The 22,631-nt window shown below is 67.2% G+C and carries 20 protein-coding genes; 2 read left to right on the top strand and 18 right to left on the bottom strand.

Going from position 1 to position 22,631, the window contains the following annotated elements; translation table 11 throughout:
• The 10 genes from C7T96_RS19205 to C7T96_RS19160 form a co-directional block, all read right to left on the bottom strand.
• Window positions 1-924: a thiamine pyrophosphate-dependent enzyme gene (locus tag C7T96_RS19205; protein ID WP_106572870.1), complete on the bottom strand. Its 924-nt coding sequence runs from the start codon at window positions 922-924 to the stop codon at window positions 1-3.
• The gene (locus C7T96_RS19200; protein WP_106572869.1) at window positions 921-1,235 is read right to left on the bottom strand and encodes a putative quinol monooxygenase; all 315 of its coding nucleotides are present in this window, start codon (window positions 1,233-1,235) and stop codon (window positions 921-923) included. The genes C7T96_RS19205 and C7T96_RS19200 overlap by 4 nt, the downstream gene beginning before the upstream one ends.
• Entirely contained in the window at window positions 1,232-2,767 is a 1,536-nt protein-coding gene (locus C7T96_RS19195) for an FGGY family carbohydrate kinase (protein WP_106572868.1), read from the bottom strand. Before C7T96_RS19195 ends, C7T96_RS19200 begins: the two co-directional genes overlap by 4 nt.
• The gene (locus C7T96_RS19190) at window positions 2,764-3,759 is read right to left on the bottom strand and encodes an ABC transporter permease (protein ID WP_106572867.1); all 996 of its coding nucleotides are present in this window, start codon (window positions 3,757-3,759) and stop codon (window positions 2,764-2,766) included. The genes C7T96_RS19195 and C7T96_RS19190 overlap by 4 nt, the downstream gene beginning before the upstream one ends.
• On the bottom strand, window positions 3,756-4,739 hold the full coding sequence (locus tag C7T96_RS19185) for an ABC transporter permease (RefSeq protein WP_106572866.1): 984 nt from the start codon (window positions 4,737-4,739) through the stop codon (window positions 3,756-3,758). The genes C7T96_RS19190 and C7T96_RS19185 overlap by 4 nt, the downstream gene beginning before the upstream one ends.
• Window positions 4,736-6,223 carry a sugar ABC transporter ATP-binding protein gene (locus C7T96_RS19180; protein ID WP_106572892.1) on the bottom strand — a complete coding sequence of 496 codons (1,488 nt, stop codon included), beginning with the start codon at window positions 6,221-6,223 and terminating at the stop codon, window positions 4,736-4,738. The genes C7T96_RS19185 and C7T96_RS19180 overlap by 4 nt, the downstream gene beginning before the upstream one ends.
• A 78-nt stretch (window positions 6,224-6,301) precedes the next feature.
• On the bottom strand, window positions 6,302-7,288 hold the full coding sequence (locus tag C7T96_RS19175) for a substrate-binding domain-containing protein (protein WP_106572865.1): 987 nt from the start codon (window positions 7,286-7,288) through the stop codon (window positions 6,302-6,304).
• Between the two features lie 25 nt (window positions 7,289-7,313).
• Window positions 7,314-8,498, bottom strand: coding sequence for a RuBisCO large subunit C-terminal-like domain-containing protein (locus C7T96_RS19170; RefSeq protein WP_106572864.1), 1,185 nt, complete (start codon window positions 8,496-8,498; stop codon window positions 7,314-7,316).
• Between the two features lie 54 nt (window positions 8,499-8,552).
• Window positions 8,553-9,512 (bottom strand): sugar-binding domain-containing protein, encoded by a 960-nt coding sequence (locus C7T96_RS19165; RefSeq protein ID WP_106572863.1) that lies wholly within the window; start codon window positions 9,510-9,512, stop codon window positions 8,553-8,555.
• A 433-nt stretch (window positions 9,513-9,945) separates the two neighbouring features.
• Window positions 9,946-12,060, bottom strand: a complete 2,115-nt coding sequence (locus C7T96_RS19160) for a PQQ-dependent dehydrogenase, methanol/ethanol family (RefSeq protein WP_106572862.1) — start codon at window positions 12,058-12,060, stop codon at window positions 9,946-9,948.
• 228 nt (window positions 12,061-12,288) lie between these two features.
• On the opposite strand from C7T96_RS19160, the gene C7T96_RS19155 reads away from it, so the two are divergent.
• A complete protein-coding gene (locus C7T96_RS19155) occupies window positions 12,289-13,215 on the top strand; it encodes a helix-turn-helix domain-containing protein (RefSeq protein ID WP_106572861.1) in 927 nt (308 codons plus the stop codon).
• Between the two features lie 318 nt (window positions 13,216-13,533).
• On the opposite strand, the gene bhcD is transcribed toward C7T96_RS19155, so the two are convergent.
• The 4 genes from bhcD to bhcA all read right to left on the bottom strand — a co-directional run bounded on the left by bhcD (window position 13,534) and on the right by bhcA (window position 17,923).
• Window positions 13,534-14,499: an iminosuccinate reductase BhcD gene (gene bhcD, locus C7T96_RS19145; RefSeq protein WP_106572860.1), complete on the bottom strand. Its 966-nt coding sequence runs from the start codon at window positions 14,497-14,499 to the stop codon at window positions 13,534-13,536.
• A gap of 95 nt (window positions 14,500-14,594) precedes the next feature.
• On the bottom strand, window positions 14,595-15,716 hold the full coding sequence (locus C7T96_RS19140) for a DSD1 family PLP-dependent enzyme (protein WP_106572859.1): 1,122 nt from the start codon (window positions 15,714-15,716) through the stop codon (window positions 14,595-14,597).
• A 30-nt stretch (window positions 15,717-15,746) separates the two neighbouring features.
• Window positions 15,747-16,703: a beta-hydroxyaspartate dehydratase BhcB gene (bhcB, locus tag C7T96_RS19135; protein ID WP_106572858.1), complete on the bottom strand. Its 957-nt coding sequence runs from the start codon at window positions 16,701-16,703 to the stop codon at window positions 15,747-15,749.
• Window positions 16,704-16,723: 20 nt separating this feature from the next.
• Window positions 16,724-17,923 carry an L-aspartate--glyoxylate aminotransferase BhcA gene (bhcA, locus tag C7T96_RS19130; RefSeq protein ID WP_106572857.1) on the bottom strand — a complete coding sequence of 400 codons (1,200 nt, stop codon included), beginning with the start codon at window positions 17,921-17,923 and terminating at the stop codon, window positions 16,724-16,726.
• Window positions 17,924-18,158: 235 nt separating this feature from the next.
• On the opposite strand from bhcA, the gene bhcR reads away from it, so the two are divergent.
• Complete coding sequence (bhcR, locus tag C7T96_RS19125; protein ID WP_106572856.1) at window positions 18,159-18,998, top strand: HTH-type transcriptional regulator BhcR; 840 nt, start codon at window positions 18,159-18,161, stop codon at window positions 18,996-18,998.
• Here the strand turns inward: bhcR and C7T96_RS19120 are convergent, their stop codons facing one another.
• From C7T96_RS19120 to C7T96_RS19105, 4 genes are read right to left on the bottom strand one after another with little or no spacing between them, the layout of a single operon-like run.
• Complete coding sequence (locus C7T96_RS19120; protein ID WP_106572855.1) at window positions 18,999-19,826, bottom strand: dipeptide ABC transporter ATP-binding protein; 828 nt, start codon at window positions 19,824-19,826, stop codon at window positions 18,999-19,001. It lies immediately after the preceding gene.
• Complete coding sequence (locus C7T96_RS19115) at window positions 19,823-20,674, bottom strand: ABC transporter ATP-binding protein (protein WP_106572854.1); 852 nt, start codon at window positions 20,672-20,674, stop codon at window positions 19,823-19,825. Before C7T96_RS19115 ends, C7T96_RS19120 begins: the two co-directional genes overlap by 4 nt.
• Before the next feature lie 2 nt (window positions 20,675-20,676).
• The gene (locus tag C7T96_RS19110; protein WP_106572853.1) at window positions 20,677-21,585 is read right to left on the bottom strand and encodes an ABC transporter permease subunit; all 909 of its coding nucleotides are present in this window, start codon (window positions 21,583-21,585) and stop codon (window positions 20,677-20,679) included.
• 4 nt (window positions 21,586-21,589) lie between these two features.
• Window positions 21,590-22,594 carry an ABC transporter permease subunit gene (locus tag C7T96_RS19105; RefSeq protein WP_106572852.1) on the bottom strand — a complete coding sequence of 335 codons (1,005 nt, stop codon included), beginning with the start codon at window positions 22,592-22,594 and terminating at the stop codon, window positions 21,590-21,592.
• Window positions 22,595-22,631: the final 37 nt, after the last annotated feature.

The raw sequence follows: 22,631 nt of genomic DNA, 5'->3' as shown, positions 1-22,631 counted from the left end.
CTATTCCATCTCCTTCAGCGCCGCGGCGTAGCGGGAGCGCTCGTCCTCGTTCTTGAAACGGACGTAATGCAGGTTTGGATAGCGCTGCTCGAGCAGCGTGATGCCCTGCGTCGGCCGTGTGTCGGCGATCACCACCAGGGGCTTGCCCGGATGCGGCGTCTGGTAGGCGTTGTCGAGCGCGGCGATGTCGTGGCCGTCGACCCGCACGACGACGGCGCCGAAGGCACGGAACTTGTCGTCAAGCGGCTCCAGGCCCATCACCTCCTCGGTGCGCCCGTCGACCTGCTGGCCGTTGTTGTCGACGACGATGTGGATGTTGTCGAGCTTCTGGAAGGCCATCGTCATGATCGCCTCCCAGGTCTGCCCCTCCTGACACTCGCCGTCCGACAGGAACACCCACACCTTGCCGCTGTCGCCCTTGCGCCGGCGCGCCCAGGCGACGCCGGCCGCCTGACTGATCGTCTGGCCGAAGCTGCCGCCATTGGTTTCGTGCCCCGGCGAATGCTCGCCGCCGATCATCTCGACCGTGCTGCCGTCGGTGTTGAACTGGTCGAGCCCGTCCTTGCCCAGACGTCCGCTTTCGATCAGCGTCGCATAGAGGGTCATCGCGTAGTGCGTCGGCGACAGGAAGAAGCGGTCCTTGTCGGCCGCGCGACGGCCGTTGTAGAGCATCCCGCTGGTGTGATCGGGGTTGTTGCGCGACGGCGCGCCGGAAAACGGCGGCGGCACCAGCGGGCCTTCGCTGGGCCCGAGATTCATGCCGCGCCCGTAAAGATAGCCGAACACCTCGGCCGACGAGCAGGCCTGGCTGAGATAGCCGCCATGCGTCACCGTGTGGCTGAGCACCCGTTTGCGGATGCCGTCGGCAAGCTTTTGGCAGTCGGCGATCCAGCCGTCGTTGCGCCTCGGGTCCGCCTGGGTCATCGCTGTTCGTCCTCGCAGGAAGTTGGCATCAAGGGATCGAGCGTCTGCACCGCCGCCTCGTGGGCCAGAAGGCCGTCCAGCGCCGCCTGCGCCCGCACGACATGCGCGCTTGCCAGATGCGCCTCGAAGGCGGCCGCGTCGGTGTAGCTCTCGATGGTGATTAGGGTGTCGCCGCCCTCGGTCGGCGCATAGAGGTCGTAGGCCAGAACGCCGGCCTCGCGGCGCGACGCTTCGGCCGTGGCGCGCAGGATGGCGCGCACATTCTCGGCCGCGCCGGCGCGCGGCGTGAAAGTGGCGATCAGGCGCATCATGCCGTGCCCGCTTCGCCGGCAAGCGCGTGCATGAGGTCGCGATTGCGTTCGTAAAGCTCGCGGTAGACGCGCATGCGCGCCTGATAGACCGCGGCGTTGTCGGGGTTCGGCGTGATGCGCCGCTCCATCTCGACCCAGGCGCCGATGCCGGCCGGGTCCTCGATGAGGCCGGTGGCGAAGCCCGCCAGGAACGCGTCGCCGTAGGATGCGCCGAGCACGACCTTGGGCACCTGCTGCGCCACGCCGGTGATGTCGGAAACCGACTGCAGCCAGACCGGACTCTTGGTGCCGCCGCCGACGACCGAGACCAGCTCGGCCTTGCCGCCGGCCTCGGACATCACCTCGAGCGCGTGGTTGATCGAGTAGCCGACCCCCTCGAGCGCGGCGCGGAACAGATGCGCGCGGCCATGCGTGATGTTGAGCCCGAAGATCACGCCGCGTGCGTGCGGATCGTCGATCGGCGTCCGTTCGCCGCTGAAATAAGGCAACATCACGATGCCGTCCGAGCCCGGCGGAACGTTGTCGGCGAGCGTTGTCAGGACGCCATAGGCGTCCTCGCCGCCGTCGGCCTCGCCGCGCACCAGGTCGCTGGCAATCACGTCGCGCACCCAGCGGGTCAGCGCGCCGGAGGTCGCCATGCCGCCATGCAGGCTGTAGGTGCCGGGGAACAGATAGGGCGACGACCACAGCCGCTCGTGGCGATACGGCTCCGGCGTTATCAGCGTGATCCAGGCGGTCGACCCGTACATCAGCATCATGTCGCCGGGCCGCGTCACGCCGATGCTGAGCGCCTCGGCCGCGACGTCCGAGGTGCCGACGGTGACCGGCGTGCCTTCGGCGAGCCCCGTCGCCGCCGCCGCCTCGGCGGTCACGCGACCGCCGATTTCGCTGGCCCATTTGACGGCCGGCAGCTTGTCGAGCGGCACGATCCCCTCGCACAGATCCGCCGCCCAGTCGCCGGTCGCGGGGTCGTAGAGCGGGCCGTAGAAGCCGGCGCTCATGTGGTCGATGTTGAAGGCGCCCGTCAGCCGCGCCGCGATCGCGCCGGCACAGGGCAGGAAGCTGTGCGCGGCCTCGAAGACCTCCGGCTCGTGCCTCTTCAGCCACAGGATCTTGGGTCCCATGTTCTGAACGCTGAGGCCGTTGCCGGTGCGCGCCAGAATGGTGTCGGCGCCGAACCGCTCGACGAGTTCGGCCACCTCGGCGGTGGAGCGCGTGTCGACGCCGTACATGATGGCGCCGCGCCGCACCGGCTTGCCGGCGCGGTCGACCGGCAGCATTGAGAAGACGCCGCTCAGCCCGACACCTGCCACCGCGTCGGCGGCCACGCCGCTCTGCGCCAAGAGCCGCTTGCACAGGGTGACCGTCTCGCCCCACCAGACCTTTTCGGCATCGTGCTCAACCTGGCCGTTGCCGAGGAACTCCAGCTCGTGCTTCAGCGCCACCTGCGCGACGACCGCGCCGGACGTGTCGGTCAGCACACCCTTCGATTCGTACGAACCGATGTCGATGCCCATCAGATACTGCGTCATTGGCCGCCCTCCTCCGAACGTTTCGCTTTCAGCCAGCCGGCCGTATCGAAACGGCTCACCGCCAGCACGGTCAGCAGCGCCAGCCCCCAGGCGAATTCCTTGAGGAAGTTCGAGCTGCCGGATTGATAGGTCATGTTCAGCCCCGTCGAGAGAAGCTGCAGCAGCAGCACTGCCGCGATCACGCCGAGGATGTTGCCGCGCCCGCCCTCCGGCGAGACGCCGGCCAGAACGGCGATCAGCACCGCCAGCAGCAGGTAGGAGCTGCCGAAATCGACATTGACCGAGTTGGCGATCGACAGGCTGACGAGCCCGGCGATACTGGCCAGCGTGCCGCTCGTGGCATAGGTGCGCACCAGCACGCTGCGCACCGGAACGCCGGAGAACCGCGCCGCCTTGACGTTGGCGCCGACCATCACCAGGCGCCGTCCGGTCACCGTGCGCTGCACGAAACCAGCAAGCAGCACCGCCAGCCCGACGAAGATCAGCGCCGCGATAGGAATACCGGCGACCGTCAGCCGGCCGAACGCGGCCCAGCCCGGCTGACCGGCGAAGGTTTCGCCGCGCGTCACCACCGTCCCCAGGCCCGCGAACACCATCATTGTACCGAGCGTGGCGAGGATCGGCGGACAGCCGAGAAAGGCGATCAAGGCGCCGTTCAGCGCGCCGCAGGCCAGCCCCGTGGCGAGCCCGGCGGCGAGGCCGGCGAGAATGGCCGGCAGCGGACCGAGCGCCGGCGTCAGCGTCGCCATGACCAGCGCCGCGACGATGGCCGCGAGATTGGCCACCGCATTGATCGACAGGTCGATGCCGCCGCTCATTAGCGACATCGCCACGGCCAGCGCCAGAATGCCGATCACGCTGGCCTGCAGAAGCATCGACTGCAGGTTGCCGAGCGTCAGGAAAGTATCCGGCACGGCCAGCCCGAAGGCGGCCGCCACAGCCACCGCCAGCGCCGTGAGGACCAGGGTTCGGGTGTCGAGGGATCCGCTCATGGCTTCGCGCTCGTCTGTGCCAGCCGCAGGGAGGAGATGACGACGGCGGCCAGGATGACCATGCCGACGCCCAGGTCGTGCCAGTAGGCGGGAACGGAGAGCAGCGTCAGGCTGTTGCGCAGCACCGCGATCAGCGCCACGCCCAGCACCGTGCCGATCACGGTTCCGCGGCCGCCGGTGATCGCCGCGCCGCCGATCACCACCGCGGCGATCACGTCGAGCTCCATGCCGATGATGCTGAACGGATTGGCGACCCGGATGAAGCTCGCCGACAGCAGCCCCGCGATGCCCGCCAGCGCGCCGGCCAGCGCATAGAAGCCGATCTCGATGCGACCGACGCGGAAGCCGGCGCGCGCCGCGGCGACCCGGTCGGCGCCCATGGCGAAGGCCTGCCGGCCGACCACCGTGAAGCGCAGTAGCAGTCCGACCGCCAGCGCGATCAGCGCGACGAGCAGGAACGAGCTGTGGAAGCCGACCTTCGCACCGTTCGCCGCCGTCACCTGGAACAGGTTGCTGCGCGAGAACTCGATCACCCCTTCAGGCAGCTTGCGCAGATATTCCGTGCCGAAGAAGAACAGCAGAAAGCCGCGATAGAGGCTCATCGTGCCCAGCGTCACGATCAGCGACGAGACGCCCAGCCAGGAGACCAGGACGCCGTTGAGGAAGCCCAACGCCGCGCCGATCGCCGCCGCACCGATCAGGATCGGCACGAAGCCCATCTCCATGTCGATACCGGTCGCGACCTTCAGCGTGATGTACATCGCCGTCACCGCGACGGCCGCGAACGAGATGTCCAGCCCGCCGATCACCAGGATCAGGAAGAAGCCCAGCGAAAGCACCAGCATCACCATGCTGTTCTTCATCAGGAACAACAGGTTGATGAGTGAGAAGAAATTCGGATTGAGGCTGCCGACGATCGCAACCAGAAGCACGATGACGGCCAGCAGCACCGTCTCGTGACGCAGAAGCAACGCTTTCATGCCACCCTCCGGCTGTCGACGAAGCTGTCCAGCTCGGCCGTGATACGGCCGTCCTCGACGAGCAGGCGGCGGTCGCTGACCGCGTCGAGCTCGGGCAGGTCGTCGGAGATGACGATGACGCCGACGCCGCGGTCGGCGACCTCGCGGATCACCGTGTGCAGGGCGAACTTGGAGCCCACGTCGACGCCGACCGTGGGCCGATTGAGGATCAGCAGGCGCGGCATGTCGGCCAGCCACTTGGCGAGCACGACGCGCTGCTGGTTGCCGCCCGAGAGCGCCTTGGCGGGCAGGTCGACATGCGGCGTGGCGATGCTCAGCCGCTCGACCCAGTCGTGCGCCAGCCCGCGCAGCGTCCTGGCGCGCAGCAGGCCGAGCCCGCGCGCATGCTTCGGCAGCACCGTCAGCGTCATGTTCTCGCTGATCGTGCGATCGAGGAACAGGCCCTCCGTCAGCCGGTCCTCCGGCAGGTAGGCAATACCGAGGGCCAGCGCGTCGGGGATGCGTGCCAGTGTGACCGTTTTTCCGTCGACGGCAATGCTGCCCGCATCCGCCCGCGCGGCGCCGAACAGCGTCAGCGCCAGCGCCGTGCGCCCGGCACCGAGACGGCCGCCGAGGCCGACGATCTCGCCGCTGTGCACCGTCAGGTCAAGCGGACCGAAGGCGCCCTTGCGCGCCAGGCCGCGAACCTCGAGCACGGGCGCTCCGGTCTTGCCGGCGGCCGGCCGCGGCGCCGGCTCGGGCAGGTCGCGGCCGATCATCGCCCGCGTCAGCGTCGCCTCCGTCAGCTCGGCCGTATCGGCCTCCAGCACGCGCCGGCCGTTGCGGAACACGACGGTGCGGTCCGTCAGCTCGATGATCTCTTCCAGCTTGTGCGAGATGAAGATGAACGAGACGCCCTGCGCCTTGAGCCGGCGCACCGTCTGCAAAAGCCGCGCGATCTCCGGGTCGGTCAGCGCCGTCGTCGGCTCGTCCATGATGATGAGCTTGGCGTTCTGGACCATCGCCCGGGCGATGGCGACGGATTGCTTCTCGCCGACCGACAGGCTTTCGACCAGCCGGTCGCCGTCGATGTCGACGCCGATCGCCGCCAGCGCGGCGAGCGCCTCGGCGCGTCCGCGCCCGCGCGCCACCAGGTGCCGACCCTCGCAGGCCTGCTTGACGAGATGAATGTTCTCCGCCGCGCTGAGGTTTTCGAACAGCGAGAAGTCCTGATAGATCATGTGAATGCCGGCGCGCATGCGATCCATCTGGCCGAGCGCGCCGATCGGCGTCCCGTCCAGGAAGAACTGCCCGCTGTCGGGCGTTTCGGTGCCGGCGAGGCATTTCGAGAAGGTCGACTTGCCGGAACCGTTCTCGCCCGCGATGCACAGCACTTCGCCCGGCCGCACCACGAGGGACACGCCCGAAAGCGCCTGCACCCCGCCGTAGCGCTTGGAGATGTCGCGGGCCTCGATGCGGTGCGTGGTTGAGCTGACGTCGTTCATATCATGCATTTCGGTCCGCCGCCCGCACCGGGTTTCCGGCGCGGGCGGCGCGTCTGGGAGGAATGAGGGGATGCGCGATCAGAAGTCGTAGTCGCCCATATTGTCAGCGGTCATGTCGATCCAGGCCGACCCGGTGACGACCTTGCCGTCGACTGTGACGGACTCGTAGCCCGGAATGCCGAGATCGTCGCCCTGCGCGATCGTCTCGCCGCGCATCACGCGCGCCGCGATCTCGTTGATCGCCAGACCGGCATCCTTCGGATCCCAGGCCGCGATCATGTCGATCGAGCCGTTCTCGAGCCCGCTGCCGGCCATCGACACGATCGACGTACCAACCACTTCGGTGGCGTCGTTCAGGCCAGCCTCGTCGATCGCCTGGCCGATGCCGACGACGTCGTTGGACGAGCTACCGAGAAAGCCGCGCACGGATGGGTGTGTGACGAGTATCTCCTGCGTCTTGCGATAGGCCGTCTGGGCATCTTCGTCGGACACGTATTTCTCGCCCAGCCAGTTCATTTCCGGATATTTCTGGCGCTGGTGCGCCACCGCCGCGTCCACCCAGATGTTATGCGTGACGTTGGTCAGCGCGCCGACGAAGGTGGCGTAGTCGCCCTTGCCGTTCATCCGCTCGGCCAGAGCGTCCATCAGGTGCACGCCGTAGGCCTCGTTGTCGAACGCCTCGACATCGTAGTCGATATTTTCCAGCGTGGCGCCCTCATGCGCGACCACGACAATCCCTCTCTCGCGCGCCTTCTTGAGCACCGCCTCCAGTGTTTCGGCCGACAGCGGCACCACGCCGATGGCGTCGACGTTCTGGGCGATCAGATCCTCGATGATCTGCGCCTGCTGGGCCGCGTCGGCCTGGCCGGGACCCTGCTGGAAGGCGTTGATGTCGGCATTAGCGGCCGCGAAGGCGTCGACGCCCTTCTCCATCCGGTCGAACCAGCCGACGCCAGCGATCTTCACCACGGTGGCGATCGTCTTGTTGTCGGCCATGGCGCCGCCTGCGGTCGCCACCGAAAGCGCCAGCATGCTGGCGGCTATAAACTTCAGTCTTGTTTTCATCGAGGGTCTCCTCCTTGCAGTGGAATCAAACGGTCTCGGCAAGCGCCCGCGTGCGCTCGGCGAAGATACGGCAGGTGTCCTCGAGGCGACGGCCGCCGGCGAACAGCGCGCCCGACAGCAGTAACACCGTGTCGGCGCCGTACACCTCGGCGAGCGCCGCGAGGCCGTCGAGCGTCACGCCGCCGCCGGGCATCGACAGGGCGGTGCGACGGCCGCCCTGCGCGCGGCGCAGCGCCGTGCCGGTCTCGCCGCAGGCCACCCGCGACAGCCCGAAACGGCCGCCGAAACACGGCATGATGGAAATGTCGGCGCCGGCCAGACGCGGCAGCACGCCGAACGCCATGGCCAGCGACAGCGCCGGATTGGGCGGCCGGCACAACGCGCCCTGCCAGGCCGAATGCACCGCGACCGGGACCGTGATGTCGGGATGCGCGGATAGCATGCGCACCGCGTCGAGGCCCATCGGCCCGGGCAGCAGCTCGAGACCGCCGGCGCCCAGCTCCTGGGCGCGCAGCGCGCGCTCGAGCAGGCCGTCGAGCGCGCCCGAGACGTTCGGAAAGTAAAGACACTTGGAGCCGGTCTGCGCGTTCGCCTCGGCCACGGCGTCGGCGCAGCGCTGCACGCGCTCCTCGAAACGGGCGAAGGGCTGCGCCGAAAGCCCGTCATCCTCCTTCAGGATTTCGATGCCGCCGCGCGCCATCGCACCGGCGATGCGCGCCAGCTCTTGCGGCCCGGCCCCGAGCGGCTTCAGCGCCGTGCCGGTCAGCGGCCCGTGCGGCCGGCCCGCGAGCGCGCGCACCCCCGCCGTTCCGAAGCGCGGCCCCGGCAGCGCCTCGCCGAAGCGCTCCGGCAGCACGAGATCGACGAGCTCGACCTGCGGGAAGAAGCCGGCATTGCCCATGACCAGCGTCAGCAGCACCGGCAGCCCGCCTTCGCCCAGCTCGCCGGCATAGGAGATGCGGCAGTCGCTGTAGCCGTCGCGCTCGCTCAGCGCCTCGACGCGGCCGACGATCTCGCGCGCCAGGAAGCCGTCACCGAGAAGACCGGCCGACAGCTCCACCGTGTGTTCGTGGCCGATCAGCTCGGCCAGCTCGCGCGCCGCCGCGCCGACGCAGCGCAACCGGTAGCGCGCCTCGATGCGCGCCCCGGACAGCGCGCGCGGCGCGATATCGGCAAAGACCGGCCGGTCCATGGTGTCGGACATATTCATGTGACATTTGATTGCTCACAGACAAACATTTGTCAAATGAATTGTGGCCGCGCCTCACGCCATGTCCAAAACCTGCCGTGCCAGCTCCTGGTCGGTGACCAGGTGCGTTATCAGTCGACCGCGCAACGCGGCGGCGATGATTGGCGCCTTCGAGGCACCGAACGCGAAGCCGACGCGGCGCGGAATGCGCGCGAAATCCTCGAAGCCGATGCCCGTGCGCCAGAAGCCGGCCTTACCGGTGTCGACGGGGCGGCCGAGCGCGTCGACATAGAAGCCGGCGACGTCGCCGACGGCGCCCGCCTTGCCGAAGGCGGCGATCGTCTGGCTCGAGACGTGCCCGCCGCGGTGCAGCGACGACTGCCGGGCACCGACCATGCCGAGACCGACCAGCGCGACGCCGACCTTGCGCCCCTGCTCGATGCATAGCGCGTTGGACGGATTGTGGTTGAGCATGTCGCGCATCTCGCGACTTTCCACCGCGTAGGGCGCATGCAGATAGAGGCAGCTCGCATGCAGCGCCTGCGACAGCCGCGCCACCAGCGCATGCGAGTCGAGAAAATCGTCGGCCGCGCCGATCGAGCCGCAGAGCTGGACCAGCGAGATGCCGTGCAATCCGCTCTCGGCCAGCCGGTCGACCAAGCCGCCGAGCGTCGTGCCGAGCGTGATGCCGACCAGGTCGCCGGGCTCGAGCAGGGCCTCGACCCGCTCGGCGGCATAGCGGAAATAGCTCTGTTGCGCCTGCCGTCCGTCCTGCGCGGTGACGCCGGCGACATAGACGGTCGCCGGGCCGAAGCGCTGCATCAGCCGGCGCGCCACCTCCTCGTTCTCGGCGTGCATGCGCCGGATCTCGATGTGGACGATCCCCTCCTCGCGCGCTTCGGTCAGGAGGCGTGAGATCGACGGGCGCGACAGGCCGAAGCGTTCGGCCGCCTGCTGCTGTGTCAGCCCCTCCACCAGCACGGCCTCGGCGATGTCGGCGAGCAGGTTGATGCGGGCAATCTTCTTGTCTTGCATAGCGAGAACCGGTTGGCGAAAGCACCCCTTCTACATCCCCTGCCAGTCGGCCTGCTAGGCTGAATCGACATTCAAAGCATCCAGAGCGATGCGGCGGCGACGTCTAGCAATGCGCAGACGTGGATGGCGCGGCAGTCGATCCGTCTTCCATGTGCCGGAAGTGAATGAGCGTGGCCGCTCGACCAGTGCATCATCTTCGCTAAGGCGGATCGCCATCAACCTGGCCGGCCCGCGCAGACGCTCTGGGAGGCCTTCGAGGCCGAGCGGACAAGCCAGCCAGGCGCCCTATGCCCGCGAATTCGACGACTTCGAGGCCCTGCCGGCCTCGGTATCGAAGACCTGCCCGCTGCACGTCGACAAAACAAATGCGCCATCATCATAGCGCGTTCGTGTAGGCCGGCGGCGGAAGCCGGGGCTCCCGCCGCACGGTCAGTCATTTCGGCCGCACCGCGTCGGCCGTGCCCTGGATGAAGGCGACGATCTTGTTCACGTCCGCCTCGGTGAGCTTGCCCTCGAAGCTCGGCATGCCGCCCTCGACGAAGGCGCCGGTAAGCAGCAGCTCCGCGGCGTTGTTCAGCGTGTCGGCGCTCGAGAAACCGAGATTGGGAATGTTGCCGCCATTGTTGACGCCGGGCACGCCATGGCAGAACAGGCAGCTCGAGACGTAGAGCGCAGCGCCTGGACCGATATCCTCGGGATCGTACGGCACGCCGGAGACCAGCGTCGCCGGCTCGCGCTCGATCATCGGCGGCATCGCCGCCTTGCCTTCGAGCATGAAGGTGTAGACGCGCCCCGGCCCGGTCTTTTCGGTGGCGCGCTGCATCTGCCCGTAGACGCCGCCCCAGCCGACCGCGATGGTGACATATTGCACGCCGTCCTTTTCCCAGGTCGCCGGCGCGGCGACGACGCCGGTGCCGACCGGTGTCTGCCACAGCATGTCGCCGGTCTTGGCGTCATAGGCGACGAAACGGCCGTCGGCGGTTCCCTGGAAGACGAGGCCGCCGGCCGTCGTCAGCGTGCCGCCGTTCCAGGGCGAGACGTAATTGGCGCGCCAGACCTCCTTCTGGTCGACCGGGTCCCAGGCGAGCAGGTGGCCAAACGGGGTTGCCTGCGGCGCGACCGTGTTGAACAGATAGCCGAGATTCCAGCCGAGATTGGACATCGCCGCGCCCGGAACATGGGTGTTGAGCTTCCAGTCGGGATTGTGCTGGGTGACCAGCGGCACGCCCTGGGCCGGGATATAGACCAGCCCGGTCTCGGGGTTGAACGACATCGGGTGCCAATTGTGGGCGCCATAGGGGCTGGGGACCGTCTCCCAGGGGTCGGTTCGCGAGCGCGCGCCCTCGACCTCGATCGGCCGGCCGTTGTCGTCATAGCCGGTCGCCCAGTCCACCTCGACGAATTTCTCCGCCGAGATGAAGCCGCAATCGGTGCGGTCGACAACGTAGAAAAAGCCGTTCTTGGGCGCGTGTAGCCACACTTTGCGCGCCTGGCCGTCGATCTGCAGATCGGCCAGGATGATGTGCTGGGTCGAGGTGTAGTCCCAATTGTCGCCCGGCGTCTCTTGATAGTGGCACACATAGTCGCCGGTATTCGGGTTCAACGCCACGACCGAGGCCAGATAGAGATTGTCGCCGCCGGCCGGGCTCCTGAGATTGCGGTTCCAGGGGCTGCCATTGCCTGTGCCGACATACATCAGGTCGAGTTCGGGATCGAAGGCCATCGAATCCCACATCGTCCCGCCGCCGCCGGCCTCCCACCATTTGCCGGCCGGGTCCCAGGTCTCGGCGGCCGCCTTCATGCTGTCGTCCTCGAAGGGTTTGGACGGATCGCCGGGTACCGAGTACCAGCGCCATTTCTCCGCGCCCGTCGCCGCGTCATAGGCGGTGATGTAGCCGCGCACGCCATATTCGGCGCCGCCATTGCCGATCATCACCATGCCCTTGTAAACCCGCGGCGCACCGGTGATGGTGTAGGACATGGCGCGGTTTTCGATCGTGTCGGTCTTCCACGCCCGCGCGCCGGTCGCCGCGTCGATGGCGTGCAGATAGCCGTCATAGGCGGCGACGAACACCTTGCCCTCATAGACGGCGACCCCGCGATTGATGACGTCGCAGCAACCCTTGTAGGCATAGTCCTTCGGCACTTCGGGATCGTAGCGCCACAATTTTTCGCCGGTGACGGCGTCGAAGGCGTGCACGACGCTCCACGACGCGGTCACATACATCACGCCGTCGACAACGATCGGCGTCGCCTCCACGCCGCGGCGCGACTGAAGGTCGGCCGACCAGGCGAGGCCGAGCCTGGAGACGTTGTCGACGGTGATGCCCTTCAGCTTGGAATGACGTGTCTCCTGATAGTCCAGGCCGTGGGTCGGCCAGTTCCTGGTCTCGTCCCTGTTGGCGATGATCGCCGCCGTGTCGACGGCCGAGACCGCCTCGGTGATGGCATCCGGCGTCAGTTCCTGCGCGGCCAGCGTCGTGGCCAGGATCGCGCAGGTCGCGCCGGCCAGCACGGCGCGCGCGGCAAGGGCAATGGGTCTTGGCATTACGTCCTCCCGATCGAAACAGTTCGCCGCATTCCAGCAGACACCTCCCTGCGGATCCGACGGCGTCATTTTAGCCGCAATCGGGCGCGCTGGCTTGGATTCTCGCGCCATGCCGGTTGGACATTCACGCCGCCGCACCGGCAGCGGCGCTGCTTGCCAATATTGGCGGTACTCCGCTACCATTGGCCAAAAAAGACGGGCGCCGGTCGGGAACCCGCGCGGCCACGAATGGAGGACCTCTTCGTGCGGTTCGAGGATTGGGAAGCGCGGCTGCGCCGGACCTGCGGCCACTATTATGGCGTGCCCGGACACGGGCAGGAGATTGTCGATGGCCATGTCGGCCTGTCGCGGTTCCACGGGCTGGACATGGCCGACATCGCCTGCGACCTCGATCACATCGATCGCTCGGCCGCCGGCATCCGCCGCGACGAGAGCGAATATATCTTCCTGATCATGCAGCTTTCCGGCCGCTCGCTGATCGACCATATGGGCCGGCGCGAGATCGTGGAGGCGGGCGAGTTCTATCTTCTGGATTCGACCAAGGTGGCGCGGATCCTCTACGCCGACACGCGGTCGCATTTCCTGTCGGTGCACATGCCGCGCGGCGCCTTCCTGCTCGAGTGCGACGGGCGGCTCAGGCTCGGCCGGGCGCTGAAGCGCGGCCATCCGATGAGCGCTCCGATGCAGGCCTTTCTCGGCGGCGGCAAGGCCCGCGGCACGCCGCGCAAGACCTATGCCGATCCCGGTTATCTGTTCGACCTGACACGCATCGCCTTCACGCCCGGGCAAACCGAGATGGACGCCAGCCGCCTGTCGTCGCGCGACAATCGCTTCGAGCTCGCGGTCTCGGTAATGGAGCGCAATCTGGCACGGCCCGACCTGTCGCTGTCCTGGCTGGCGCGCGTGATCGGCATTTCCGAGCGGCAGTTGCAGCGCGACTTTCTCGGCCGCGGCACCAGTTTCATTCAGCTTCTGCGCGAAAAGCGGCTGGCGCTGGCGGCGGAATTCCTGGTCCATTTCGGCAACGCTGCGCAGCCGATGAACGTCACCGACGTCGCGCTGCGCTCCGGCTTCAACGACATTTCCAATTTCAACCGGTCCTTCAAGGGCCGCTACGGCTGCTCGCCAAGCAGCTATGCCCGCCTGCACGCCTGAGGCCAATGCGCGCGCGGCGTCGCGCTGACGCTGGAAGGCCAGCGGCTCTACCTGCGCACGGCGGAAGCCTTCGCGCCGATTGCCGACAACGCCGACCGCTGGAGCGAGCCGCGCGGCGCGATGGTGGCAAGGCTGGCGTCGATTCCCTCGCTGCCTGTGGATGATCCCGCACTTGACGGCGCTGGAAGCCGGCCCGCCGCGGCCGCGCATCCTGTGTAAATCGTTCTGCTTCTCACGGATTCGCAGATCGGCGCTAACGTATTGTTTTGACGCGTTTACGAACGGCGAGCCTGCTTCTGCTTTGCCTGGAAACGCCCTCTACAGATCGACGGTCGCCAGCGGGCCGGTGTCGCGGGCGAGCTCGACCACCCGGGCCGCGCCGGCGAGGTCCTGCAGCGCGACGCCGGTGCCGTCGAACAGCGTGATGTCGTCGGCCGACCGGCGGCCGGCAAGCGTGCCGGTGATGACCGCGCCGATCTCGCCGATATCCTCGCGCGAGATCAGGCCGGCGGCGACCGCGTGCTGGCATTCGCCGATCGAGGCCGATTGCGCGACCTCGTCGGTGAACACGCGCGCGGCGGCGACCAGCGCCGGATCGAGCTCCTGCTTGCCCTTGGTGTCGGTGCCCATCGCCGCGATATGCGTGCCCGGCCGCACGTGACAGCGCTTGAGGATCGGCGCGAAGCTCGACGTGATGGTGACGATGACGTCGGCCTCCGCGCCCAGACGGTCGAGTTCGACGGCCTCGAACGGCACGCCTTCTTCCGCGGCCACCCCGCCGAGCCGGTCGAGCATGTCGGGATGCAGGTTCCAGGCCACCACCCTGTCGAAGGCGCGCTGGGCGAGCGCGGCGCGCAACTGGAAACCGGCCTGGTGTCCGGCGCCGACCATGCCGAGCACGCGCGCGTCCGGGCGCGCCAGATGGCGGATGGAAATCGCGCTCGCGGCGGCGGTGCGCATCGCGGTCAGATGGTTGCCCGACACGATCGCGGCCGGCCGGCCGGTGTCGGCATCGAACAGCAACACCGCCGACTGGTGGTTGGTCAGACCCTTGTCGCCATTGTTGGGCCAATAACCGCCGGCTTTGAGACCGAGCGCGAGCCCGGCCCGGTCGAAGCCCGACTTGATGCCGTAGACGGCCTCGGCATGGCCGATCATGTCGCGCACGACGGGGAAATTGACCGCCTCGCGTCGGCTCATGGCGGCGAAGACGGCTTCCACCGCCTCGAACGCGGCCTCGGCCGTAAACAGTTTTTCGACCAGATGTTCCGGAATCACGATCATCGGCGGGTCCACTCTCCTGTCCGGGCAAAAATCCGCCCGGCGCGCCTCCCCTTGCGCGCGCCGGGCGTGGGCATTCGCGATCCGCATCGCGGCGGCTACAGGCACATGCCGCGCGCGGTGACCGGCCACAGCGCTTCCACGCGGCCGTTGCGAATGCCGACATACCAGTCGTGGACGTTGACGGTGGGATCGCAATGTCCGGGAACCAGCTTCAGCTTGTCGCCGAGACGAAGCTTGTTGTCGGGATCCGAGATCACCCCGTGCTCGTCGGAGGCGCCGATATAGGTGACGTCGTCGCGGCCGAAGATCACCGGCAGGCCGCTGTCGACGCTCTGCGCCTTCAGCCCGGCGTCGCAGATGGCGCGGTCGGTCTTGGTCTTCGACATCACGGTCGTGTAGATGAACAGCGCGTTGTCGAACTCGCCGATGAAGCCGCCCTTGTCGTTCTTCACACGCTGATAGTCGGCGTCCATGAAGATGTAGGAGCCGCATTGCAGTTCGTTGTAGACGCCGCTGTCGCCCTCGAAATAATAGCTGCCGGTGCCGGCGCCGGCGACGATGTCGCAGCCAAGCCCCTCGGCCTTGAGCAGGTCGACCGTCTCGCGCACCATGCCGACCGCCTTGTCGATCAGCCCCTTGCGCTCCTCGAAATCGTGCACGTGCTGGGCCTTGCCCTGATAGGCCTGCAGGCCGGCGAATTTGAGCCCCGGCGCGGCATCGATCTTCTTGGCCAGCGCCACGGCATCGGCGCCCGGGCGCACCCCGCAGCGGCCGGCGCCGACATCCATCTCGACCAGGCACTCGATGGTGACGCCGTATTTCTGCGCCGCCGCCGACAGGTCGTCGACATTGCCGAGATCGTCGACGCAGACCAGCACCCGCGCCCTGGTCGCCATGGCGGCCAGCCGCTCGATCTTTTTCGGCGTGACGACCTGGTTCGACACCAGCACGTCGCGCACGCCGGCCGAAACCAGCGCCTCGGCCTCGCTGACCTTCTGGCAGCACACGCCGACGGCCCCGCCGCGTTCGACCTGGATGATGGCGATGTCGGAGGATTTATGCGTCTTGGCGTGGGCGCGGTGGCGCAGGCCGTGCTTTTTCATGAAACCGGCCATGGTGTCGATATTGCGGTCGAAGGCGTCGAGATCGACGAGCAGGCACGGCGTGTCGACCTCCTCGACCGGCATGCCGACCGACGCGGGAATATTGATGGTCATCGAAGTCTCCTCGAAAACGAAACAAGGGGGTCAGGCGCGCGCCATCCACGGCAGCTTGTCGAGATCGACATTGCCGCCGGTCAGGATGACGCCGACGCGCCGGCCGGCGAACAGGCCGGGATTTTTCAGGACGGCCGCGACCGCCACCGCGCTCGACGGCTCGATGACGATCTTCATGCGCTGCCAGACCAGGCGCATGGCGGCGACGATCTCGTCTTCGGTGACCAGCAGGATGTCGGCGACATAGGTCGACACGAAGTGGAAGGTGCGCTCGCGCAACGAGACCTTGAGCCCGTCGGCAACGGTCTGCGGGGCGTCGTCCTCGATGATGCGGCCGGCCTTGAAGGAGCGGTAGGCATCGTCGGCGTTTTTGGGTTCGGCGGCGAAGATCCTGGTCGTCGGCGCCAGGCTGGCCAGCGTCAGGCAGGTGCCGGAAATCATGCCGCCGCCGCCGATCGGCGCCACCACGGCGTCGAGTTCGCCGGTCTCCTCGAGCAGCTCGCGCGCGCAGGTGCCCTGGCCGGCGATGACGCGGTGGTCGTTATAGGGATGGACGAATTCCGCCCCGGTGCGCTCGACCAGCGCCTCCAGCGTGCGCTCGCGCGCTTCGGTGCTGGGCGCGCAGGTGATCACCTCGCCGCCATAACCGCGCACGGCATCCATCTTGGCCTTCGGGGCGGTCTCCGGCATCACCACGGTGGCCCTGATGCCGCGCCGGCCGGCCGCATAGGTGAGAGACAGGGCGTGGTTGCCGGAGGAATGGGTGGCCACGCCGTGCCGGGCCTCGGCGTCCGACAGGCCGAAGACCGCGTTGCAGGCGCCGCGCACCTTGAAGGCGCCGGCTTTTTGAAAATTCTCGCATTTGAAGAACAGCTCGGCGCCGGACAGCCCGTTCAGATAGGCGCTGGTCAGCACCGGCGTGCGGTGGACATAAGGCGCAATGCGCTCGTGCGCCGCGCACACATCGTCATAGCTGGGGATATACATGCTGGTTGCCGTATCCATCATCAGGCCGCCTTGCTGGTGAGACGGTTGGTCATGCCGTTGGTGGCGCGGAAATAGTCCTGGGCGGCGCGCACGCCGGAGCCGAGCTGGACGGGAAAGTCGAGATCGGCCATCGCCATCTCCGCCGTCGCGATGCCCGACAGCGCCATGACGTCGGTCATGGAGCCGAGATGGCCGATGCGGAAAACCTTGCCCGCAACCTCGCCCAGGCCGACACCGAAGGCGACGCCGAACTTTTCGGCCGCATGGGTGACGACCTTGGTGCCGTCCAGTCCCTGCGGGACGACGACGGCGCTGACGGTGTTGGAATAAAGCCGCGGGTCGCGCGCGCACAGGGCCAGTCCCCAGGCCTCGACCGCCTTGCGGATGCCCTCGGCGATGCGGAAATGGCGTGCGAACACTCTGGGCAGCCCCTCCTCCTCCAGCATCCTGATCGATTCGACCAGGCCGAAGATCAGGTTGAGCGGCGGGGTATAGGGATAGCCGCCGCGCTGATAGGACGACAGCATGTCGCGGAAATCGAAGAAGCAGCGCGCGCAGCGTGCCTTTTCCATCGCCGCCTGCGCCTTGGGGCTGACGCCGACAATGGCGAGCCCGGCCGGCAGCATGAAACCCTTCTGCGAACCGGTGACGGCCAGGTCGACGCCCCATTCGTCCATGCGGAAATCCATCGAACCGATCGAGCTGACGCCGTCGACGTAAAGCATGGCGGGATGGCGCGCCGCATCGAGCGCCTGGCGCACGGCGGCGATGTCGGAGCGCACCCCGGTCGCGGTCTCGTTGTGGGTGGCCAGAACCGCCTTGATGCGATGGCCGGTGTCGGCGGTCAGCGCCGCCTCGAACCGGTCCGCCGGCAGGCCTTCGCCCCACTCTGCCTCGATCACCTCCACATCGAGCCCGTGGCGCGTGCACAAATCGATCCAGCGATGGGAGAACATGCCGTGGCGCGCGGCCAGGACCTTGTCGCCCGGCGACAGCGTGTTGGTGATGGCGGCCTCCCAGCCGCCGGTCCCGGTCGCCGGAAAGACGATCACCTCGCCGGTGCGGGTCTTCAAAATGCGCTTGACGCCCTCCACGGCCGGCCTGAACGCCTCGGCGAACAGGCTCGAGCGATGGTCGATCGTCGGCACGTCGATGGCGCGCCGCAGACGGTCGGGAATGTTGGTGGGGCCGGGTATGAAAACCGGGTTCTGGGTCGACATGGATCATCCTCCATCGCGCGGCCTTATCGAGCGGCCTTGTCGCGCGGCGTCGACACGCCGGCGATGACTGCTTCAAACTCGCCTCACGATAAGGCGGAGGGCAGCAGGACGCAATTTTTCTGAAAAAGTTTTTCATTTCTTTGGAAAACCGGATTTACCTTTTGTTTTATCTATGCTTTCATTTTTTCTAACTAGCAGAAAACTTTTTTGGAAAACGAGGAGCGAAGAGGAACCGGTGGAGACCGACGATCGGATCAAGCGCTCGCGCGGCCGACCGCGTGCCTTCAACCGCACGCAGCAGGGCGGTTCGGTGCAGTCGCTCGACCGGGCGGTTGCGATCCTCAAGCGCGTCGCCGACGCCAACGGGTTGTCGCTGTCGGAAATCGCATCGGCGATGGGGCAGGCCCCGTCGACGGTCTACCGGGTGCTGATCACGCTGCAAAAACACGGCATCGTGGAGTTCGAACAGGACACCCAGCTCTGGTTCGTGGGGCTGGAGGCGTTTCGCATCGGCAGCACCTTTCTCGGCCGCACCAGCCTGGTCGAGCAGAGCCGGCCGGTGATGCAGGAACTGATGGCCGCGACCGGCGAAACCGCCAACCTGGCCATCATCGACGGCGGCGAGGTGATCTTCGTCAGCCAGGTCGAGACCCACGAACCGATCCGCGCCTTCTTCCGGCCGGGCACGCGCGGGCCGGTCCACGCCTCCGGCATCGGCAAGGCGTTGCTCGCATTCCTGCCGCCCAATCGGGTCGAGCGCATCATCCGCGACAACGGCCTGACCGCCTTCACCGACCAGACCGTCGCCGACCCGGCCCGGCTCGGCCGTGAGATCGCCGCGATCCGCGCGCGCGGCTGGGCCGTCGACGACGAGGAACGCACGGCCGGCATGCGCTGCATCGCCGCCCCGGTGTTCAACGCCTATGGCGAAGCGGTGGCGGGCATCTCGATCTCGGGACCGTCGGTGCGGGTGGCGCCCGACAAGGACGCCTGGCACGGCGCGCTGGTGCGCGACGCCGCGGCACGCATCACCGACGCGGTCGGCGGACGCCCGCCCAGGCCGGTCGAGGACTGATTACGCCGCGCGGCGGGCGAGCCGCGCCTTGATGCTTTCCACGTCGGCGCGCGGCGTGGCGGCGAAAAGCGTCTTGGTGTAGTCGTGCCGTGGGTCGGAGAACACCCGCTCGCGGCTGCCATATTCGACCGCCTCGCCGAAATACATCACCATCACGTCGTCGGCGATGTAGCGCACCACCGACAGGTCGTGGCTGATGAAGACGTAGGTCAGGTCGAACTCGTCCTGCAGATCGGCGAGCAGGTTCAGCACCTGGGCCTGCACCGACAGGTCGAGGGCCGAAACCGGCTCGTCGAGCACCAGCAGGCGCGGGTTGAGCATCAGCGCGCGCGCGATCGCGATGCGCTGGCGCTGGCCGCCGGAAAACATGTGCGGATAGCGGCTGAAGTGCTCCGGGCCAAGGCCGACCTTGAGCAGCATCTGCATGGCGCGGTCGCGGCGCTCGGCCGGCGGCATGGCGGTGTTGACGAGCAGCGGCTCGCCGAGCACGTCGCCGATCTTCTGGCGCGGATTGAGCGAACCGTACGGGTTCTGGAACACGATCTGCACCTTGCGGCGCATCTCCGGCGTCAGCCCGTCCTTGACGATGTCGACCTTGTCGCCGTCGATCAGCAGGTCGCCGGAGGTAGGCGCGTCGATCATGGTGATGATGCGCGCCAGCGTGGACTTGCCGCAGCCGGACTCGCCGACGATGGCCAGCGTCTTGCCCTTCTCGACCTTGAACGACACGTCCTTGACCGCGTGAACGACGCGGCCGGACGAGAAAAGCCCGCCGCCGACATGATAGTCGCGCACCAAATTGCGACCTTCCAGGACGACCTCGCTCATGCCGGCGCTCCGCCGTCCACGTCTTCATTAAAGATGCTGGAGATCGTCGGCAGCCTGTCGCCGGTCGCCCTGTCCGGCAGCGCGGCGAGCAGCGCCTTGGTGTAATTGTGCTTGGGCGCCTCGAACAGCGACAGCACGTCGGCCTCCTCCATCTTGCGGCCCTTATACTGCACCACGACGCGGTCGGCGGTTTCGGCGACCACGCCCATATTGTGGGTGATCATGATCATGCCCATGCCGGTTTCGATCTGCAGGTTCATCAACAGGTCGAGAATCTGTTTTTGGATGGTCACGTCGAGCGCCGTGGTCGGCTCGTCGGCGATCAGCAGCTTGGGATTGCAGGCGATCGCGATCGCGATCATCACGCGTTGGCACTGGCCGCCGGACATTTGATGGGGGAACACGCCGAGGCGCTGTTCGGGATCGGGAATGCCGACATCGTTCAGCAACTCGATCGCGCGGGCGCGGCGCGCCTTGCCGTCGAGGCCCATATGGACGCGCAGCACCTCCTCGATCTGGAAGCCGACGGTAAAGCACGGGTTGAGGCTGGCGACCGGCTCCTGGAAGATCATGGCGATGTCCTTGCCGATGATCTTGCGCCGCTGGCTGGCGGTCAGGGACAGCAGATCGCGGCCGGCGAAACGCATCGCGTCGGCACTGACCTTCGCCGTCCACGGCAGCAGCCCCATCACCGCCAGCATCGACACGGATTTGCCCGAGCCGGATTCGCCGACGATCGCCAGCACCTCGCCCTCGTCGACATGCAGAGACACCCCGTCGACGGCCCGGAAGGGACCGGCGGCGGTCTCGAACTCGACGACCAGGTTCTCGATCTCCAGAAGATGCATGCTCACGACCTCTTCAGCTTCGGGTCGAGCGCGTCGCGCAGGCCGTCGCCCATCAGGTTGATCGCCAGCACGGTGACCAGGATCGCCACGCCCGGAAAGGTCACCACCCACCAGGCGCGCAGGATGAACTCGCGCGCCTCGGCCAGCATCGTGCCCCATTCGGGCGTCGGCGGCTGCGCGCCCATGCCGAGAAAGCCGAGCGCGGCGGCATCCAGGATCGCGGTGGAAAACGACAGCGCGGCCTGAACGATCAGCGGCGACAGGCAGTTGGGCAGGATGGTGACGAACATCAGCCTGAGCGGACGGGCCCCGGCGACCCGGGCGGCCACGACATAGTCCTTGGTCTTTTCCGACAGCACCGCGGCGCGCGTCAGGCGCACGTAGTGCGGCTGCTGGACGATGGCGATCGCGATCATCGCGTTGATCAGGCTCGGGCCGAGCACGGCCACCAGGGCAAGCGCCAGCAACAGGCTCGGAAAGGCCAGGATGATGTCCATCACCCGCATGATCAGCGCGTCGACGCGCCCGCCGGCATAGCCGGCCACCAGCCCGACGATGACGCCGACGATGAGCGCGCCGGAGACCACGATGCAACCCACGAACAGCGAAAAGCGGCTGCCGTAGATCAGCCGCGACAGCATATCGCGGCCGACCGCGTCGGTACCCAGCAGAAAGCGCGGGTCGGCCCCTTCCTGCCAGAAGGGCGGTTTCAAGAGCGCGTCGCGATACTGGTCGATCGCGCCGTGGGGCGCGATCACGTCGGCGAAGACGGCGATCGCGACGACGAACAGGAACACCCACATCCCGATCACCGCGCCGCGGTTTTCGCTGAAATAGAACCAGAATTCGCGCAGCACGGCCAGGCGCGGATCGATCGGCTTGGCGGCGGCGGTCGTGGAGGCGTCGGCCATGGCGTTAATACCTGATCTTGGGGTTGATCAGCCCGTAGAGCAGATCGACGATGAGGTTCACCAGCATGACGACCACGGCGATCATCAACAGCCCGCCCTGGACGGCGGGATAGTCGCGCCGGAAAATCGAATCCACCATCCATTTGCCAATGCCCGGCCAGGAAAAGATGGTCTCGGTGAGGATCGCGCCGCCCAGCAGCACGCCGACCTGTAGGCCGATCGTGGTGATCACCGGGATCAGCGCGTTGCGCAGCGCATGCAGGCCGATGACGCGGACCGGCGCCAGCCCCTTGGCGCGCGCGGTGCGGACGTAATCCTCGCCCAGCACCTCGAGCATCGCCGAACGGGTCTGGCGGGCGATGACAGCGAGCGGAATCGTGCCGAGCACGATGGTGGGCAGGATCAGGTGCGACACGGCGGAGGTGAATGCCCCCTTCTGGCCCGAAAGCAGGCTGTCGATCAGCATGAAGCCGGTGACGGGCGGGAAGAAATAAAGCAGCGAGACGCGGCCGGAGACGGGCGTCCACTGCAGGATGCCGGAGAACAGGATGATCAGCAGCAGGCCCCACCAGAAGATCGGCATCGAATAGCCGACCAAAGCAGTGCCCATCACGGTCTGGTCGAGCCACGACCCGCGCCGCGTGGCCGCCAGCACGCCGGCCGGAATGCCGAGCAGCATGGCGAAGATGATGGCGCAGATCGACAGTTCCAGGGTTGCGGGGAAAAGCGCGAAAAATTCGTCGAAGACCGGCTTCTTGGTCACCAGCGAATTGCCGAGATCGCCGGTGGCGATGCCGCCGAGGAAATCGAAATACTGCTCCCACAAAGGCCGGTCGTAACCGAACTGGCGCATCAGTTCATCGTAGCGCTCCGGGCTGACGCCGCGCTCTCCCGCCATCAGGAGAACCGGGTCGCCGGGCAGGATGCGAATGAAGCCGAAGGCGGCGATGGTCACGCCGATAAAGGTCGGAACCAGCAGGCCGATCCGGTACAGGAGAAAACGGAGCATTTCTCTCAGACTTTGCAAACTCCCTCCCGCGCCTGTG

The organism is Nitratireductor sp. StC3, assembly GCF_003015025.1.
In the GTDB taxonomy this organism is placed as follows: Bacteria; Pseudomonadota; Alphaproteobacteria; order Rhizobiales; family Rhizobiaceae; genus Mangrovimarina; species Mangrovimarina alexandrii.
The sequence above is the reverse complement of the archived record's forward strand: the minus strand, read 5'-3'. Positions and strand labels throughout refer to the sequence as shown.